Below are 15,692 nucleotides of genomic sequence, written 5' to 3' on the forward strand. Positions count from 1 at the left end.
CCCCGCCCCCGCCCCCGACGCGGTCACCTACGCCGAGGCCGCCGTCGAGCGGCTGCGCGCCGCCGAGCGCGAGGCGAGCTGGGAGCTCGGCGCCGAGAGCGCCCGCGCGCTGCTGGCCGCCGGGCGCGGCGAGGACGCGCTGGCCGCGCTGCAGGCCGCGACCGACTTCCAGGCCGACGACCCGGTCTCCAAGCAGCACCGCGACGGCGTGCGCAGGGCGCTGATCCTGGCCACGCTCGGCCGCATCGCCGAGGCCGTGGACGCGCTGCCCGACCTCGACGTGGTCGGCGAGCACCCCGGCTCCTGGGTGGAGTGGAGCCAGGCCGTCGCCAAGCTCGTCGGCTCCGCGCAGATCACCAACACCTGGCAGCTCGGCCGCGTGCTGCGCCAGTGGATCGACTACTTCGGCATGATGGGCGGCTACCGCGCCCGCTTCGAGCTCGCCCTGGTCGCCGGTGAGCTGGCCCTGGCCAGGCAGGGTGTCTGGCAGGCCAAGCTGCTGGCCGACCTGGCCCAGTCCACCGCCGGCGAGCTGCGTCAGACCGAGGGCCTGGAGGAGCGGGTCGCCGCGCTGCGCGCCGCCGCCGAGGCGACCGCCGAGCCGCCCGCCCCCTGCCCGGTGGACGAGCGCGTCGCCTACTTCGACGCCGCCGACGGCCACAACGCCGACCCCGAGCGGTGGGCCGGCTGGCTGTCCCCGCGCTCCGGCGAGGACCTGGAGACCACCCGCCGCCACACCACCACGCTCGGCTTCCTCGGCTACCCGGCGACGGGCGCCGACATCTACTGGAAGCTGCTGGTCGACTCCGGTGACATCGCCGCCGCCGACGCCGACGACGTCTCCACCCTGACCACGCTGCTCATCGAGGCCCGCCAGGACGAGCGGCTGGAGCAGATGGCGGCCCTGCTGCCGCACGACCGGCAGTACCTCGCGCTGGCCCGCCTGCACAGCTCCCGCGAGCGGTGGGCCGAGGCGCTGGAGGCGGCCGAGCACGCCGTCGCCGCCGGGGGCGGGATCGAGGCCCGCCGCATCCTGGCCGGCGCGGCCCAGCAGCTCGACGAGAACGCCAAGGGCGCCAAGGCGCTGCTGGAGGTGCTCGACGAGCTGGAGGAGGAGGACGCCTGGCGCATGATCGTCATGGCCACCTCGGGCGAGGACTGGGACACCGTGCGCAAGGGCACCGCCAAGATCGGCATGCCGGTCAAGTCGGGCGAGGGGCCGATCGAGGAGGAGATGGGCCTGGTCCGGATCATCCTGCCGGCGCCCGACGGCGGCCAGCGGCAGATCCTGTCCATCCGAACCGGCCCCGCCACCGCCCGCCTCGCGCTGCCGCAGCCGCGTGGCATGGACTACAACGCGGGCGACCTCGTCGTGTTCGACCCGCAGCTCCTGGAGCCCGTCCCCGACGACCCCGAGGAGCAGCAGAACTTCGTGCCGCCCTTCGCCGCCGTGCGCATCCTGCGGCCGGGCGGGTACACCAGCTACTTCTTCGACGGCGCCGCGCCGAGCGAGTCGGACTGGGCGGAGTTCACCGAGGTCATGGCCGAGCGCGGCTGGCCGATGTGGGTCTACAGCGACGAGAACTACACCGTCAGCCACCCGACCGGCGGCGAGGCGCTGCCGGGCGTGTTCGGCTGGGTGGCGGTGCCGCCGGACGTGTCGGCGGTCGAGGTCGACGCGCTGCTCGACGACGCCACCGAGCGGTGGTCGCACCCGCTGGCCTGGCTCGACCTGGCCAAGGAGGTCGACGTGGAGGTCGAGCGGCACGAGCGCATCGTCAAGGAGTACGGGCTGTAGGTCCGGGGCTCGCCCCTCTTCGAGGGGGCCGGGTGGCGGGGAGCGCGTCCGGGCTGACATGATCCGGCGCATGAGCTTCGTACGGTGGTCGGCGTGATCGGGCGGTTCAGCCTCGAAGGCAAGGTGGCGATCGTCACCGGCGCGTCCTCGGGCCTGGGGGTGGCGTTCGCGCGCGGCCTGGCCGAGGCGGGCGCCGACGTCGTGATCGGCGCCCGGCGCGCGGACCGGCTGGAAGAGACGCGGCGGCTGGTCGAGGAGACCGGCCGCCGGTGCCTGGCCGTCACGACGGACGTGGCCCGTGTCGAGGACTGCCAGGCGCTGGTCGCGGCGGCCGTCGAGACGATGGGCGCCGTGGACGTGCTGATCAACAACGCCGGGGTCGGCACCGCCGTGCCCGCGCTGCGGGAGTCGCCCGAGGAGTTCCGCCGGGTGATCGACATCAACCTGCACGGCACGTACTGGATGGCGCAGGCGTGCGCGCAGGTGATGCGGCCCGGCTCGTCCATAGTCAACATCGGCAGCATTCTTGGCGAGACCACCGCCGGGCTGCCGCAGGCCGCCTACAGCGCGTCGAAGGCCGCGGTGGTCGGGCTGACCCGCGATCTGGCGCAGCAGTGGACGGGCCGGCGCGGGATCCGGGTCAACTGCCTGGAGCCGGGGTTCTTCGCCTCGGAGATGACCGACGACTTCAAGCCCGAGTACGTGCAGCGGCTGATGGAGCAGCGGGTCGTCATGGGGCGGATGGGGGATCCGGGCGAGCTGGTGGCGGCGGCGGTGTTCCTGGCCAGTGACGCGGCGTCGTACATCACCGGGGTGGCGCTCCCGGTCGACGGAGGCGTCCTGCTGACCTGATCAGGAGCGTGCCTGATAGCTTTGGGGCGCTTATCTACCAGGACAAAGGGGGGCGCACGCCATGCAGGACATCGACCGGCTCGCGGCTGTGATCAGGGACGAGCGGCCCTGGGGCGGGTTCGACAGGTTCACCCTGAACGAGGTGTCCACCGTCAAGATCATCGATGTGGCGCCGGGGCAGCGGCTGAGCCTCCAGCGGCACAAGCAGCGCGACGAGCTGTGGGTGGCGCTGGACCCGGGGTGCGTGTTCGAGGTCGACGGCGAGCGGATCGAGCCGGGGGTGGGGGACCGGGTGCTCATCCGCGCGGGGCAGACGCACCGGCTGAGCTCGTCGGGGCCGGCGACGCGGATCCTGGAGATCGCCTTCGGCCACTTCGACGAGGACGACATCGAGCGCCTGGAGGACTCGTACGGGCGTTCGTGACGATTCTTGATCGCCGCGCCTGGAGTGCGTAGAGCGCCTGCCGGCTCTGCGGCGCCGTGCTCGCCAGGCGCACTTTCCATCCTTTACGGCCGGCATGGGCCGGCCCCACCCTCGGCGCGGGGCCGGCGTCTGTCCAGGGAAACGCTCCTCCGGTGATGCGGGGCCGGGCGCCGTGACGTGCGCACGGTGGGCCACGCTCGTGGACACGGCAAGCACCCCGCGCCGGGACCTTGTACCGTTTTGTCGTGGGATCTATGTTCGTTGCGTAGTCCGGTGCTTGTTGCGCATTAAGGAACAACCGGAGGTCCCATGGCGAGCCGGCCGCGTCTGGTGATCATTGGAGCTGGCATCGTGGGCTGCGCCCTGGCCGACGAGCTCACCGGACGGGGGTGGACGGACGTCACCGTGGTCGACCAGGGGCCGTTGTTCGCCGCCGGAGGGTCGAGCTCGCACGCTCCCGGCCTGGTCTTCCAGACGAACCCGTCGAGGACGATGACCCAGTTCGCGTCCTACACCGTCCGGAAGTACAGCGGTCTGGGATGCTTCGAGCAGGTCGGCGGCCTTGAGGTGGCCACCACCGAGGCGCGCTGGCACGACCTGCGCCGCAAGCTCGGCTGGGCCGAGTCCTGGGGCGTCGAAGGGGAGCTGGTCGGGCCCGAGCGGTGCGTCGAGATGTGGCCGATGCTCGACCAGGACAAGGTGCTCGGCGGCCTCCACGTGCCCAGCGACGGGCTGGCCGCGGCCGTCCGCTGCTGCGAGGCGCAGGCGCGACGGGCCATCGCCCGGGGCGCGCGGTTCAACGCCCACCACACCGTCGTCGGCCTCGAACAGAAGGGCGGCCGGGTCACCGGCGTCTCGGTCGAGGTGCGCAGGCCCGAGACGCGCGAGGTCGAGTACCGGACGCTGTCGGCCGACGTGGTGGTGTGCGCCGCCGGGTTCTGGGGGCCGCACGTGGGCGGGATGGCCGGGCTGACCGTGCCGCTGCTGCCCCTGGCGCACCAGTACGCCAAGACGGGCGCGCTGCCCGTGGGGGACGGGCCCATCCTGCGGCACCAGGACCGGGACCTGTACTTCCGCGGCCACGGCGACCGCATCGGGATCGGCTCCTACTCGCACCGCCCCATGCCGGTCGGGCAGCACGAGATCGGCCCCAAGGGGACGACCATGCCGTCGGTGCAGGCCTTCACCGCGGAGGACTTCGAGCCGGCGTGGCGCGACGCGGTCGAGCTGATGCCGGGGCTGAAGGAGTCGTCGTACGAGGACGGCATCAACGGGATCTTCTCCTTCACGCCCGACGGGTTCCCGCTGATCGGCGAGGCGCCGCACCTGGACGGGTTCTGGCTGGCGGAGGCCGTGTGGGTGACCCACTCGGCGGGCGTGGCCAGGGCGGTGGCCGAGCTGCTGGTGGACGGGCACTCCGGCTACGACCTGCACGAGTGCGAGCTGGGCAGGTTCGAGCCTGTGCAGCTCTCGCCCGCCTACGTCGAGGAGCGCGGCAAGCAGAACTTCGTCGAGGTCTACGACGTCATCCACCCGCTCCAGCCGATGGAGTCGCCGCGGCCGATGCGCACCAGCCCCTTCTACGCCCGGCAGCGTGAGCTGGGCGGCTACTTCCTGGAGGCGGCGGGCTGGGAGCGGCCCCACTGGTTCGAGGCGAACATGCCGCTGCTGGAGGACCTGGTCGTCCGCGCCGGCGCGGAGAAGGCCGAGCCGGTGCTCGGGGTCGCCCGGCGCGACCCGTGGGCCGGCCGGTACTGGTCGCCGATCGCCGCCGCCGAGTCGCACGCGACCCGCGAGAGCGTCGCCCTGTACGACATGACCTCGCTCAAGCGGATCGAGGTGGGCGGCCCCGGCGCGCTGGGGTTCCTGCAGTACCTGACCACCAACAACCTGGACAAGAAGCCCGGCTCGGTCACGTACTCGCTGCTGCTGGACGCCAAGGGCGGCGTGCGCTCCGACCTGACGGTGGCGCGGCTGGCCGAGGACCGCTTCCAGATCGGCGCGAACGGCAACCTCGACCTCGAATGGCTGACCCGCCACGCTCCCGGCGGCGTGTACGTCCGCGACATCACGCCCGGCACCTGCTGCGTCGGCGTGTGGGGCCCGCGGGCCAGGGAGCTGGTCCAGCCGCTGACGGACATGGACCTGTCGCACGAGAACTTCCGCTACTTCACCCTCAAGACCGGGTACGTCGGGCACGTGCCGGTGATCGCGATGCGAGTCTCGTACGTGGGCGAGCTGGGCTGGGAGCTGTACACCAGCGCCGACCTGGGCCTCAAGCTGTGGGACACGCTCTGGGCCACGGGCCTGCCGATCGCGGGCGGCCGGGCCGCGTTCAACAGCCTGCGGGTGGAGAAGGGCTACCGGCTGTGGGGCGTGGACATGACGCCCGAGCACAACCCGTACGAGGCCGGGCTGGGCTTCGCCGTCCGGCGGGACAAGGACTTCCTGGGCCGCGACGCCATCGGCGAGGAGCTGACCCGCAAGCTCGTGCCGCTGCTCAGCGCCGAGGTGGTGATGGGCAAGGAGCCCGTGCGGCACGACGGCCGCACCGTCGGCTACGTGACGAGCGCCGCGTACGGGCACACGATCCAGCGCCCGATCGCCTACGCCTGGCTGCCGATCGAGCTGACAGCACCCGGGACACACGTCGAAATCTCATACTTCGGGCGGAGCGTTACGGCCGAGGTCGCCACCGAGCCCCTGTTCGACCCCCGGATGGAGAAGATCAAACGGTGACCCACCCGGACTTCCTCTGGCGCAACCCCGAGCCGAGGCCCGCCTACGACGTCGTCATCGTCGGCGGCGGCGGGCACGGCCTGGCCACCGCCTACTACCTGGCCAGGAACCACGGGATCACGAACGTGGCCGTGCTGGAGAAGGGCTGGCTGGCCGGCGGCAACATGGCGCGCAACACCACGGTCATCCGCTCCAACTACCTGTGGGACGAGAGCGCCGCCATCTACGAGCACTCGCTGAAGCTGTGGGAGGGGCTCAGCGACGAGCTGGACTACGACCTGCAGTTCAGCCAGCGGGGCGTGCTCAACCTGGCGCACAACCTCGGCGACGTGCGCGAGGGCAGGCGGCGGGTCAACGCCAACCGGCTCAACGGCGTGGACGCCGAGTGGCTCGACGCCGACGAGGTCAAGAAGTTCTGCCCGGTCATCAACGTCTCCGAACGCGCCCGCTACCCGGTCATGGGGGCCACCCTCCAGCGGCGCGGCGGCATCGCCAAGCACGACCACGTCGCCTGGGCCCTGGCCCGCAAGGCCGACGCGTACGGCGTGGACCTGATCCAGGGCTGCGAGGTCACCGGCTTCGAGATCACCGATGGCCGGGCCGTGGCCGTGCGCACCTCGAAGGGACGCATCGCGGCCGGGAAGATCGCGCTGGCCTCCGCCGGGCACACGTCCGTGCTGGCCGCCGAGGCCGGGATCCGGCTGCCGCTCCAGTCGCACCCGCTCCAGGCACTGGTGTCGGAGCTGCTGGAGCCGGTGCTCGACTGCGTTGTGATGTCGAACGCCGTGCACGTGTACGTGAGCCAGGCGCACAAGGGCGAGCTGGTCATGGGCGCCGGCATCGACCCCTACAACTCCTACGGCCAGCGCGGCGCCTTCCACGTGATCGAGGCGCAGATGGCGGCGGCGCTGGAGCTGTTCCCGATCTTCAGCCGGGTGCGGGTGCTGCGCACGTGGGCCGGCATCGTGGACGTCTCGCCCGACGCCTCGCCGATCGTCGGCCGCACGCCGGTCGAGGGGCTGTACATCAACGCGGGCTGGGGGACGGGCGGGTTCAAGGCCACGCCGGGCTCCGGCTGGGTGTACGCGCACACGATCGCCCATGGGGAGCCGCATCCGCTGGCCGAGCCGTTCGCGCTGGACAGGTTCACGACGGGAGCGCTCATCGACGAGCACGGCGCGGCGGCGGTCGCTCATTAAGGGGGCCCACTGATGATGCTGATCGAGTGCCCCCACTGCGGGCCGCGCGACGAGAACGAGTTCCGGTACGGCGGCCAGGCCGGGGTCTCCTACCGGCCCGAGGACACCTCGGACGAGGAGTGGGCCGGGTACGTGTTCCTGCGCGACAACCCCAAGGGCTGGTTCCACGAGCGCTGGTTCCACGTCCACGGCTGCCGGACCTGGTTCAGCGTCGAACGCCACACGCTCACCCACGAGATCCGGAAGGCGCCATGACCCGTCTGGCCAGGGGCGGCCTGGTGGACCGCTCGGTCACCCTGTCGTTCAGCTTCGACGGCCGGCCCATGGAGGGGCATCCGGGCGACACGCTCGCCTCGGCCCTGCTGGCCAACGGCGTGCGCGTCGTCGGTCACAGCGTCGGGTTCGGCCGCCCGCGCGGCGTCTTCTCCGCCGGCCCCGAGGAGCCGAACGCCCTGATCCGCGTGGGCGCCGACCCCATGCTGGCGGCCACGACGGTCGAGTTGTACGACGGATTGGAGGCGTGGAGCCTGCGCGGCAAGGGCCGGGTGGATCTCGACGCCCACGACGACCGCCGGTGCGACAAGGGCTACCTGCACTGTGACGTGCTCGTCGTGGGCGGCGGCCCCGCCGGGCTGGCCGCCGCGCTGGGCGCCGGGGCGGCGGGCGCGCGGGTGATCCTGGTCGACGACCAGCCCCGGCTCGGCGGTGACCTGCTGAACAGCCGGGTCCGCCTCGACGGCGCCCCCGCGCTCGACTGGGTCGCGCTGGTGCGGGCCCGGCTGAGGTCCATGGCCGATGTGCGCGTGTTCAGCCGCACCACGGCCATCGGCTACTACGACCACAACTACGTGGTGGCGGTGGAGCGGCGGCCGCGCGGCGAGCGGCTGTGGCACCTGCGCGCCGGGCGGGTCGTGCTGGCCACCGGGGCGCACGAGCGCTCGCTCGCCTTCCCGGGCAACGACCGGCCCGGCGTGATGCTCGCCTCGGCGGCCCGCACGTACGCCAACCGGTACGGCGTGCGGCCCGGCCGGCGGGCGGTCGTGTTCGCCTGCGCGGACTCCGGCTACGAGGCGGCCCGCGACCTGCTGGCGGCCGGGGTGGAGATCGCCGCCGTCGTCGACCCGCGCCCGCGGGGCCTCGCGCTCGACGGCGTCGAGGTGCTGGCCGGTCAGGTCGTCACCGGCACCACCGCCGACGCCGGCGGCCTGCTCACCGGCGTCCTGGCCGGGGACAGGAGCTTCGAGGCCGACCTGCTGGCCGTCGCGGGCGGCTGGAACCCGGCGGTGCACCTGTTCAGCCAGTCGCAGGGCCGGACCGGGTTCGACGAGGACCTCCAGGCGTTCGTGCCGCGCGCGTCCGCGCAGGGCGAGCGGTCGGCCGGGGCGTGCGCGGGCCGGTACGGGACGCCGGAGGCGATCGAGGACGGGTACACGGCCGGCCACCAGGCGGCCACGCCGATGAGCGAGGGGGGTGGCTCTCGCGTCCCCGAAAGCGAAGGGGACAGCTCCCGCGTCCCGGAGGGTGGCTTCCACGTCCCGGTGAGCGACGAGCCCGCGCCGCGTCCGCCGGCCGCGTTGTGGCTGGTCGAGCAGGGGTCCGGCGATCACTCCTTCGCCGACCTGCACCGCGACGTGACCGTGGCCGACCTCGCCAGGGCGGCCGGCACCGGCATGCGGTCGGTGGAGCACGTCAAGCGCTACACCACCGCCGGCACCGGCGCCGACCAGGGCAAGACGTCCGGCGCCGTGGTCGTCGGCGTCATGTCCGCGCTGCTCGGCGCCGCCCCCGGCCAGGTGGGCACGACCACGTACCGGCCGCCGTACACGCCCGTGTCCTTCGCCACGCTGGCCGGGCGCGACCGCGGCACGCTGAGCGACCCGGTCAGGACCACCGCCCCGCACGCCTCGCACGTGGCCAGGGGCGCGGTGTTCGAGGACGTCGGCCAGTGGAAGCGCCCCCGCTACTTCCCGCGCGAGGGCGAGACGATGGAGCAGGCGGTGCTGCGCGAGTGCCACGCCGCCCGCACCGCCGTCGCCGCGATGGACGCCTCCACGCTCGGCAAGATCGATATCAGGGGTGCGGACGCGGGCGAGTTCCTCGACCGGATCTACACCAACATGTACTCCACGCTGCGCGTCGGCTCGTGCAGGTACGGGGTGATGTGCACCGCCGACGGAATGGTGTTCGACGACGGCACCACCGCCCGCCTGGCCGACGACCACTACCTGATGACCACGACCACCGGCAACGCCGCGCCCGTCCTCGACTGGCTGGAGGAATGGCGGCAGACCGAATGGCCGGACCTCGACGTGTCGTTCACCTCCGTCACCGACCACTGGGCGACGGTCGCGGTGGCCGGCCCGCACGCGCGCGAGATCATCCAGGTGGTCGCGCCCGGGGCTCTGGACCTGGCCTTCATGACGTACGCGGGCACGGACGTCCTCGGCGTGCCCGGCCGTGTGTTCAGGATCAGCTTCTCGGGCGAGCTGGCCTACGAGGTGAACGTGCCCTGGTGGTACGGCAGGTCGCTGTGGGACACGGTGCTGGACCTGGGCGCGGTGCCGTACGGGACGGAGACCATGCACGTGCTGCGGGCCGAGAAGGGGTTCGCCATCGTCGGCCAGGAGACCGACGGCACGGTCACCCCGCAGGACCTCGGCATGTCGTGGCTGGTCTCCAAGCGCAAGCCGGACTTCGTGGGCAAGCGCTCCCACACGCGCCCCGACACGGCCCGCGCGGACCGCAAGCACCTGGTCGGCCTGCTCACCGACGACCCGGCCGCGTTCGTCGAGGAGGGCGCCCAACTGGTGCTGCGCATGTACGTCGGCGGTGACGCGCCCGTGCCGATGCTGGGCCACGTCACCTCCAGCTACCCGAGCGCGGCTCTGGGCCGCTCGTTCAGCCTGGCCATGGCCCGCGACGTGGCGGTGGGCGACCGGCTCGTGGCGGTGTCGGGGGAGACGAGCGTGCCGGTGACGGTGGTCGAGCCGGTTTTCTACGACCCCGGCAACACGCGGCGGGACGGGCGGCAGGCGATGCCGGCCTTCTCCGGCGTCATGGGGGAGTGCCGCAGGCGCAGCCCCGCCGAGGCGTACGCCGCTCGCTTCGCGGCGGCCGGTTCCGAGCGCGTACGTCTGCGTGAGGTGCCCTTCGAGCGGATGTGGGAGGTACGCGGTTCCGATCCGGGTACGGGCCTGCGCCTGGGGCCGGACTGGTGGCTCGTGACAGGTGACGTCCAGGCGGGGGAGAGCTGGGTGGACGTGTCCGGCCAGCGGACGGTCCTGGAGCTGACCGGTCCCGGGGCGCTGGACATTTTGATCACCGGCTGCCCGATCGATCTGCACCCGTCGGTCTTCCCCGGCCACGCGCAGACGCTGCTCGGCAAGACCACTGTCCTGTTGGAGAAGATTCCCGACGGCTATCGGATTTACGTGCGGTCATCCTTCGCATCCTATGTATCCGAATGGTTACTATCTGCGACAGAGGGATAAAAGGTCGTTTGCCGGTAATTTCTCTACCAAGACTTCTGGGACCTTCGAGTCTGGGGGAGATGACGTGCGGTTTCGGGTAGGGGTGGCCGGTCTGGCCACGATGGGAGTGCTCGCCGGATGCGGGCAATTGGCGGTGCCGTCGGACTCGGCCGACACCGGCAAGGGCAAGTCGGATTCGGCCAGTGTGAGCGACGCGCGCAAGAAGCTGGCCAAGCTGGCCGTCAAGGGCCGCGCGCCGAAGACCGGGTTCGACCGGGACGAGTTCGGCCCGGCCTGGTCGGACGTCGACCACAACGGCTGCGACACCCGCAACGACATCCTCAAGCGGGACCTGAAGGACGAGAAGTTCAAGTCGGGCACCCACGACTGCATCGTCCTCAGCGGCGTGCTCGACGACCCGTACAGCGGCAAGACGATCAACTTCAAGCGCGGCCAGGACACCAGCACGGAGGTGCAGATCGACCACCTCATCCCGCTGTCGGACGCCTGGCAGAAGGGCGCCCAGCAGTGGACGGCGACCAAGCGCAAGGAGTTCGCCAACGACCCGATCAACCTCATGGCCGTGGACGGGCCGCTCAACGGCCAGAAGAGCGACTCCGACGCCGCGACCTGGCTGCCGCCGCGCAAGGCCTACCGGTGCACGTACATCGCCAAGCAGATCGACGTGAAGGCGAAGTACGACCTGTGGCTGACGACCGGTGAGAAGGACGCGATGGAGGGCATCCTCGCCGACTGCTGATCCACCGTTCCCCCTTCCGTGCCAGGGCGCGCCGCCCTCGGGGATGGCGCGCCCTGACCTGAGCCGTCAGTCGTCGTCCTGACCTGGGACGCCCTGACCTGGGACGTCAGTCGTCGTCCTGGTCGTCGTCGCCGTCGTCGTCGGAGGTGTCGGCGTTCTGGGCCAGCACCTTGCCGGTGGCGGCGTCGATGTCGAGCTCCTGGTCCTGGTTGCCGTTGACCACCTCGACCTCCCACACGTCCGGCTGGGTGCCGCGCGCGTCGAAGGAGACCTCCTTGACCCACGAGCCCGCCACCTGCTTGCTCGCGATCTGGATGGCCTGCTCGGCGGTGACCTTGGGGGCCTGCGGCGGGGCCGCGCTGGTGGCCGTGCTGGTGTCCGCGCTGGTGTCCGCGTTGGTGGCCGCGTAGGCGGCTCCACCGCCCGCGGCGAGAGCGACGACACTGGCACCTGCAACGACGAACTTCGTGAATGTGTTCATGCCTCTACGAAACCGCGATCTCCGGTAACGGCACGCTAAGGCGTGGTTAGCGGACCGTTAGGCATTCGACAGCGTCACTTCCACGCGCGCCCCGCCCTCCGCCGGCCTGGAGACCGACAGCCGCCCGCCCGCGTCCTCGGCCGTGCGGCGGGCGATGTCCAGGCCGAGCCCCGTCGAGCCGCCGCCGCTGGTGCCCCGCTCCAGGAGGGCGGCGTCGAAGCCGGGCCCGGAGTCGGCCACGGTCAGCACGGCGCCCGGCGGGCCGGCGGCCAGGCGTACGGACAGGGCGGCCCCTTCCGGCGTGTGCGCGAACACGTTGCCGAGCAGCGCGTCCACGCACGCGGCCAGCTCCTCGGCCGACACGGCGGCCTGCAGCGGACCGGACGGCAGCTCGACCGAGACCTCCCGCCCCTGGTCCTCGGCCAGCACCGACCAGAACCGCACCCGCTCGCGCACCACGGCTGCCGCGTCGCACGACCCGCGGTCGGCCGAGCGGCGGCGGGCATGGGTGATGACCGCGCTGACGGCCCGCTCCAGCGCGTCCACCCGGGCGCCGACGCGCGCCGCCTCCTCCGGGTCGCGCATCGACTCGACGTCCAGCCTGAGCCCGGTCAGCGGCGTGCGCAGCCGGTGCGACAGGTCGGCCACCGACTCGCGCTCGGCCGCCAGCAGGTCGCCGATCCGGGCGGCCAGGTGGTTGAGCGCGAGCGCGACCGAGCGCACCTCCGGAGGCCCGCCGGGCTCGGCGCGGGCGGCCAGGTCACCGCCGGCCAGCCGGTGCGAGACGCCGGCCAGCGCGTCCACCGGCCGGGTGACGGCCAGCGCCAGCCGGTCGGCCAGCACGATGCCCAGCACGACCAGCGCCAGCCCGAGCACCAGCAGCCCCAGCCACGCCTCGCGGACCCCGCGCAGCAGCTCCTCGTCCTCCACGAACACCCTGATCACCACGGTGCCCTCCGGCGAGCGCACCGAGACCAGCACCTCCCTGCCGCCGCGCGCCTCGGCGGTGACGCTGCGCCCCGTCGCGGCCAGCCGTACGGCCTCCGAACGCGGCGCGGGCCGGCCGATCACGTTCCCGTCCGGCAGGAACACCGTCACCGGCCTGGACACCTGCGCGACCGCCAGCGCCAGGTCGGGCGTGCCGACCGCGACGGCGACCGACTCGGCGGCGGTCGTGGCGCGGGCCATCGCGCCGTTCTCGGCCACGGAGCGGATCAGCAGCGCCATCGGCACCAGCAGCGCGATCAGCACGACGGACGTGGTCGCGGCCACCAGCAGCGCGAGCCAGCGCCTCACGACGGCTCGACCAGCTTGACCCCGACACCTCGTACGGTGTGCAGGTAGCGCGGCTCGGAGGCGGTCTCGCCCAGCTTCCTGCGCAGCCATGACAGGTGCACGTCCACGGTCTTGTCCGCGCCGCCGTAGGGGAGCTGCCACACCTCGGTCAGCAGCTCGCGCTTGGTGACCACCTCGCCCGGCCGGGCGGCCAGGTAGTGCAGCACGTCGAACTCGCGCGGCGTCAGGTCCAGCGTCTCACCGTCCAGCGTCGCCACCCGGGCCCGCGGGTCCACGCTCAGCCCGCCCACCTCCAGCGGCCCCGGCGGCGCGTCGCCCGAGCGCCGCAGCACCGCCCTGATCCGCGCGTCGAGCTGCGCGGAGCTGTACGGCTTGACCACGTAGTCGTCGGCGCCCGCGTCGAGCACCGGCACCATCTCGGCGTCGCCGTCGCGGGCCGTGGCCACGATCACCGGCACCCGGCTCACCGCGCGCAGCATGCGCAGCATGTCCACGCCGTCGAGGTCGGGCAGCCCCAGGTCGAGCACGATCAGGTCGGGCCGGTCCTCGACGGCCAGCCGCAGCCCGTCGAGCGCCGTGGGGGAGGAGGTGACGGCGTGGCCGAGCTCGCGCAGCCCGCGGCTCAGCGCCGTGCGGATCGCCACGTCGTCCTCGATGAGCAGGATGTCAGCCATACAAGGAAACGGTAGACGCTGATCGGCCATGCCCCGAGCCGCCTTATCGTGGCGTTAACCCGGCCTTATCCGGAGAGGGGGGAAGCTGGGGTGGTGAAGAGATTCGTCCTGGCCTGGGTCGCCACCGCGCTCGCCGCGACCGGCGCGGCCGTGGCGGTGCTCGGGCTGCTCGGCGGCGGGCTGACCGGGCCGTCGGGGCGGGTGCTGAGCCAGGACGAGGTCCGCGCCGAGCTCGCCACCGCCTCCGCCGCCGCGCCCCGCACACCGTCCACCCCGGCCGCCTCCCCGTACGCCGGCAAGGTCATCCGCACGGCCGGCGGCACCGTGATCGCCTCGTGCGCGGCCGGCCAGGTGACGCTGCGGTCGTGGAGCCCGGCCCAGGGCTACTCCGTGGACGACGACATCCTGCCCGGTCCCAGCCCGGAGGCGATGGTCGAGTTCGACGCCGACGCCGAGGAGGGCGAGGACGTCGAGGTGCGGATCGGCTGCTCGGGCGGCGAGCCGGTCACGCTTCCGCGCTGAGGCCCGGGAGCGGGGCGGTCCAGTGCGGCCTGCGCCTGCTCCACGGCCGTCTCGAAATAGCGGGCGGTGGGTTTGTGCGCCTCGGTGTATTCCAGGGCCAGCGCTTTCGCGGCCTTGAGGAGCTGCGCGCCCTGGAGTTGCAGCTCGGCCGCCTGCTTTATCCGGCCGAGCGCCTTTCCTCGCCAGTACGCCGCGAGAAAGCGCCAATGGGTGGCCTCGTGCCGGTCCTCGACACTGTCGCCTTTCCCGGCGGCCTCGCACGCCAGAAGCACGGCCAGTTCGTAGGCGGCTCTGGCGTCGCCGTTCTCCGCGAGCTTGAGCCGGAGATTTCCCAGCCGCCGCCAATGCGTGGGAACGGGTTGTGTGCTCGCGAGGGGACGCCATGACGAGCGCTCGCGGGGGGTTGGCTCAAGAACGTCCCCGCGGTTATGATCATGCTCGGTAGGCATGTTCGTCCTCGTGGCGGCGCGTCCTCGCCGCCCGGCGGCCGATCTGTTGCCCTCGTCCGTCTTGGCCGCCTTCCACAGCTGGCCGAACTCCCTCTCCAGGTCCTCCCTGGAGTCGATGGGCAGGCCGGAATGGGTGGCGATCTCGTGGCACACGTAGACGAAGGTCCGCACCAGCAGCCAGTCGGGCAGCTTCTTGGACCTCGCGTTGATCAGGTCGGAGACCGTGGACTTGGGCAGCGGCCGCATCCCCTTTCCGAGTTCGGGCCTTTCTCCGAGCAGGTTGTCCGCCATTTCCGCGAGCCGCCGGAAAGGTGGAGCCCCGGCATCTATTTCGCGCAGCCTCTTTATCCGCGCCATCAGTCGCGCGAGAGGGTCGTCGTCTTCGTCGTTCATTTATCAGCCCGGTTCGGCGTTGATTGTGGAGTTTCATGGCATGAAGGTGGCGAGCCGGGAGGGACGGGCGGCCACCGCTGATGTCACGCGTTAGATAACCAGCCATGTTGCCACAAGTCGGGCTTGCGGCGGTGCACGCCACGACGGACCCTCTTGCCCCATTGGCGCAATGCGACCGAGAACGTCCGTAGCCGTCCGGGCTTGTCCGAAGTTTGCGCGATCACGTCCGGGGCGAGCCAACCCGCGAACGGAACGTCGCCGCCCCTGATACCCCTACGGACATGGACTTCGGATTGGACGAAGAAGTGCCTGGAGGGGGCCAGACATGAGTAAGGCGCACGTTATTTGGTGGGCCATTACCGGAAGCTTGTTCTCGCTTCTGGTCGGTGTCGCGGGCGGTCTGCTCGCCGTCGTCAACGGCAGCACGATCGCCGGAGCCGTCATGGTCGGTGCGGCGGCCGTGGGGGGGACGGTGATGCTCTGGTTCGCGGGCACGGCCGCGATCCAGACCTGGTCGAAGCCCCACGATCCAGGAGAATGACCCGCGACCCGGGAGAATGACCCGCGACCCGGGAGAATGACCCGCGACCTGGGAGAATGACCACTCGCCGCCTCGCCCTTCGCGAAGGGCGAGG

The 15,692-nt window shown here is 72.0% G+C and carries 13 protein-coding genes; 9 read left to right on the forward strand and 4 right to left on the reverse strand.

Annotated features, from left to right (window positions below; genetic code table 11):
• From KME77_RS28400 to KME77_RS28435, 8 genes are all read left to right on the forward strand, one after another.
• The coding region (locus tag KME77_RS28400; protein WP_219472122.1) for an ATP-binding protein at nt 1-1,798 on the forward strand (1,798 nt) is incomplete at its 5' end.
• A 93-nt stretch (nt 1,799-1,891) separates the two neighbouring features.
• Nucleotides 1,892-2,650, forward strand: a complete 759-nt coding sequence (locus KME77_RS28405; protein ID WP_219472123.1) for an SDR family NAD(P)-dependent oxidoreductase — start codon at nt 1,892-1,894, stop codon at nt 2,648-2,650.
• 61 nt (nt 2,651-2,711) lie between these two features.
• Nucleotides 2,712-3,074, forward strand: a complete 363-nt coding sequence (locus tag KME77_RS28410; protein WP_219472125.1) for a phosphomannose isomerase type II C-terminal cupin domain — start codon at nt 2,712-2,714, stop codon at nt 3,072-3,074.
• 309 nt (nt 3,075-3,383) lie between these two features.
• Complete coding sequence (locus KME77_RS28415) at nt 3,384-5,813, forward strand: GcvT family protein (protein WP_219472128.1); 2,430 nt, start codon at nt 3,384-3,386, stop codon at nt 5,811-5,813.
• On the forward strand, nt 5,810-7,012 hold the full coding sequence (locus tag KME77_RS28420) for a sarcosine oxidase subunit beta family protein (protein ID WP_219472131.1): 1,203 nt from the start codon (nt 5,810-5,812) through the stop codon (nt 7,010-7,012). Before KME77_RS28415 ends, KME77_RS28420 begins: the two co-directional genes overlap by 4 nt.
• 12 nt (nt 7,013-7,024) lie before the next feature.
• Nucleotides 7,025-7,267 carry a sarcosine oxidase subunit delta gene (locus KME77_RS28425; RefSeq protein WP_219472134.1) on the forward strand — a complete coding sequence of 81 codons (243 nt, stop codon included), beginning with the start codon at nt 7,025-7,027 and terminating at the stop codon, nt 7,265-7,267.
• A complete protein-coding gene (locus KME77_RS28430; RefSeq protein WP_219472136.1) occupies nt 7,264-10,503 on the forward strand; it encodes a 2Fe-2S iron-sulfur cluster-binding protein in 3,240 nt (1,079 codons plus the stop codon). The genes KME77_RS28425 and KME77_RS28430 overlap by 4 nt, the downstream gene beginning before the upstream one ends.
• A 64-nt stretch (nt 10,504-10,567) precedes the next feature.
• Complete coding sequence (locus KME77_RS28435; RefSeq protein WP_308250950.1) at nt 10,568-11,242, forward strand: HNH endonuclease family protein; 675 nt, start codon at nt 10,568-10,570, stop codon at nt 11,240-11,242.
• Nucleotides 11,243-11,348: 106 nt separating this feature from the next.
• On the opposite strand, the gene KME77_RS28440 is transcribed toward KME77_RS28435, so the two are convergent.
• The 4 genes from KME77_RS28440 to KME77_RS28455 all read right to left on the reverse strand — a co-directional run bounded on the left by KME77_RS28440 (nt 11,349) and on the right by KME77_RS28455 (nt 14,955).
• Entirely contained in the window at nt 11,349-11,723 is a 375-nt protein-coding gene (locus KME77_RS28440) for a PepSY domain-containing protein (protein WP_219472138.1), read from the reverse strand.
• A gap of 57 nt (nt 11,724-11,780) precedes the next feature.
• A complete protein-coding gene (locus KME77_RS28445) occupies nt 11,781-13,019 on the reverse strand; it encodes a sensor histidine kinase (RefSeq protein WP_219472140.1) in 1,239 nt (412 codons plus the stop codon).
• The gene (locus tag KME77_RS28450; RefSeq protein WP_219472143.1) at nt 13,016-13,693 is read right to left on the reverse strand and encodes a response regulator transcription factor; all 678 of its coding nucleotides are present in this window, start codon (nt 13,691-13,693) and stop codon (nt 13,016-13,018) included. The genes KME77_RS28445 and KME77_RS28450 overlap by 4 nt, the downstream gene beginning before the upstream one ends.
• A gap of 383 nt (nt 13,694-14,076) precedes the next feature.
• Nucleotides 14,077-14,955: a hypothetical protein gene (locus tag KME77_RS28455; RefSeq protein ID WP_219472147.1), complete on the reverse strand. Its 879-nt coding sequence runs from the start codon at nt 14,953-14,955 to the stop codon at nt 14,077-14,079.
• A gap of 427 nt (nt 14,956-15,382) precedes the next feature.
• On the opposite strand from KME77_RS28455, the gene KME77_RS28460 reads away from it, so the two are divergent.
• Nucleotides 15,383-15,598 (forward strand): hypothetical protein, encoded by a 216-nt coding sequence (locus KME77_RS28460; RefSeq protein ID WP_219472150.1) that lies wholly within the window; start codon nt 15,383-15,385, stop codon nt 15,596-15,598.
• Nucleotides 15,599-15,692: the final 94 nt, after the last annotated feature.

The sequence above is a fragment of the Nonomuraea rhizosphaerae genome (assembly GCF_019396405.1).
Classification (GTDB): domain Bacteria; phylum Actinomycetota; class Actinomycetes; order Streptosporangiales; family Streptosporangiaceae; genus Nonomuraea; species Nonomuraea rhizosphaerae.

Bases quoted from the DNA above. Each gene is read 5' to 3' on its own strand.
- KME77_RS28410 (WP_219472125.1), top strand. From the start codon at position 2,712: ATGCAGGACATCGACCGGCTCGCGGCTGTGATCAGGGACGAGCGGCCC.
- KME77_RS28415 (WP_219472128.1), top strand. From the start codon at position 3,384: ATGGCGAGCCGGCCGCGTCTGGTGATCATTGGAGCTGGCATCGTGGGC.
- KME77_RS28425 (WP_219472134.1), top strand. From the start codon at position 7,025: ATGATGCTGATCGAGTGCCCCCACTGCGGGCCGCGCGACGAGAACGAG.
- KME77_RS28430 (WP_219472136.1), top strand. From the start codon at position 7,264: ATGACCCGTCTGGCCAGGGGCGGCCTGGTGGACCGCTCGGTCACCCTG.
- KME77_RS28440 (WP_219472138.1), bottom strand. From the start codon at position 11,723: ATGAACACATTCACGAAGTTCGTCGTTGCAGGTGCCAGTGTCGTCGCT.
- KME77_RS28450 (WP_219472143.1), bottom strand. From the start codon at position 13,693: ATGGCTGACATCCTGCTCATCGAGGACGACGTGGCGATCCGCACGGCG.
- KME77_RS28455 (WP_219472147.1), bottom strand. From the start codon at position 14,955: ATGGCGGACAACCTGCTCGGAGAAAGGCCCGAACTCGGAAAGGGGATG.
- KME77_RS28460 (WP_219472150.1), top strand. From the start codon at position 15,383: ATGAGTAAGGCGCACGTTATTTGGTGGGCCATTACCGGAAGCTTGTTC.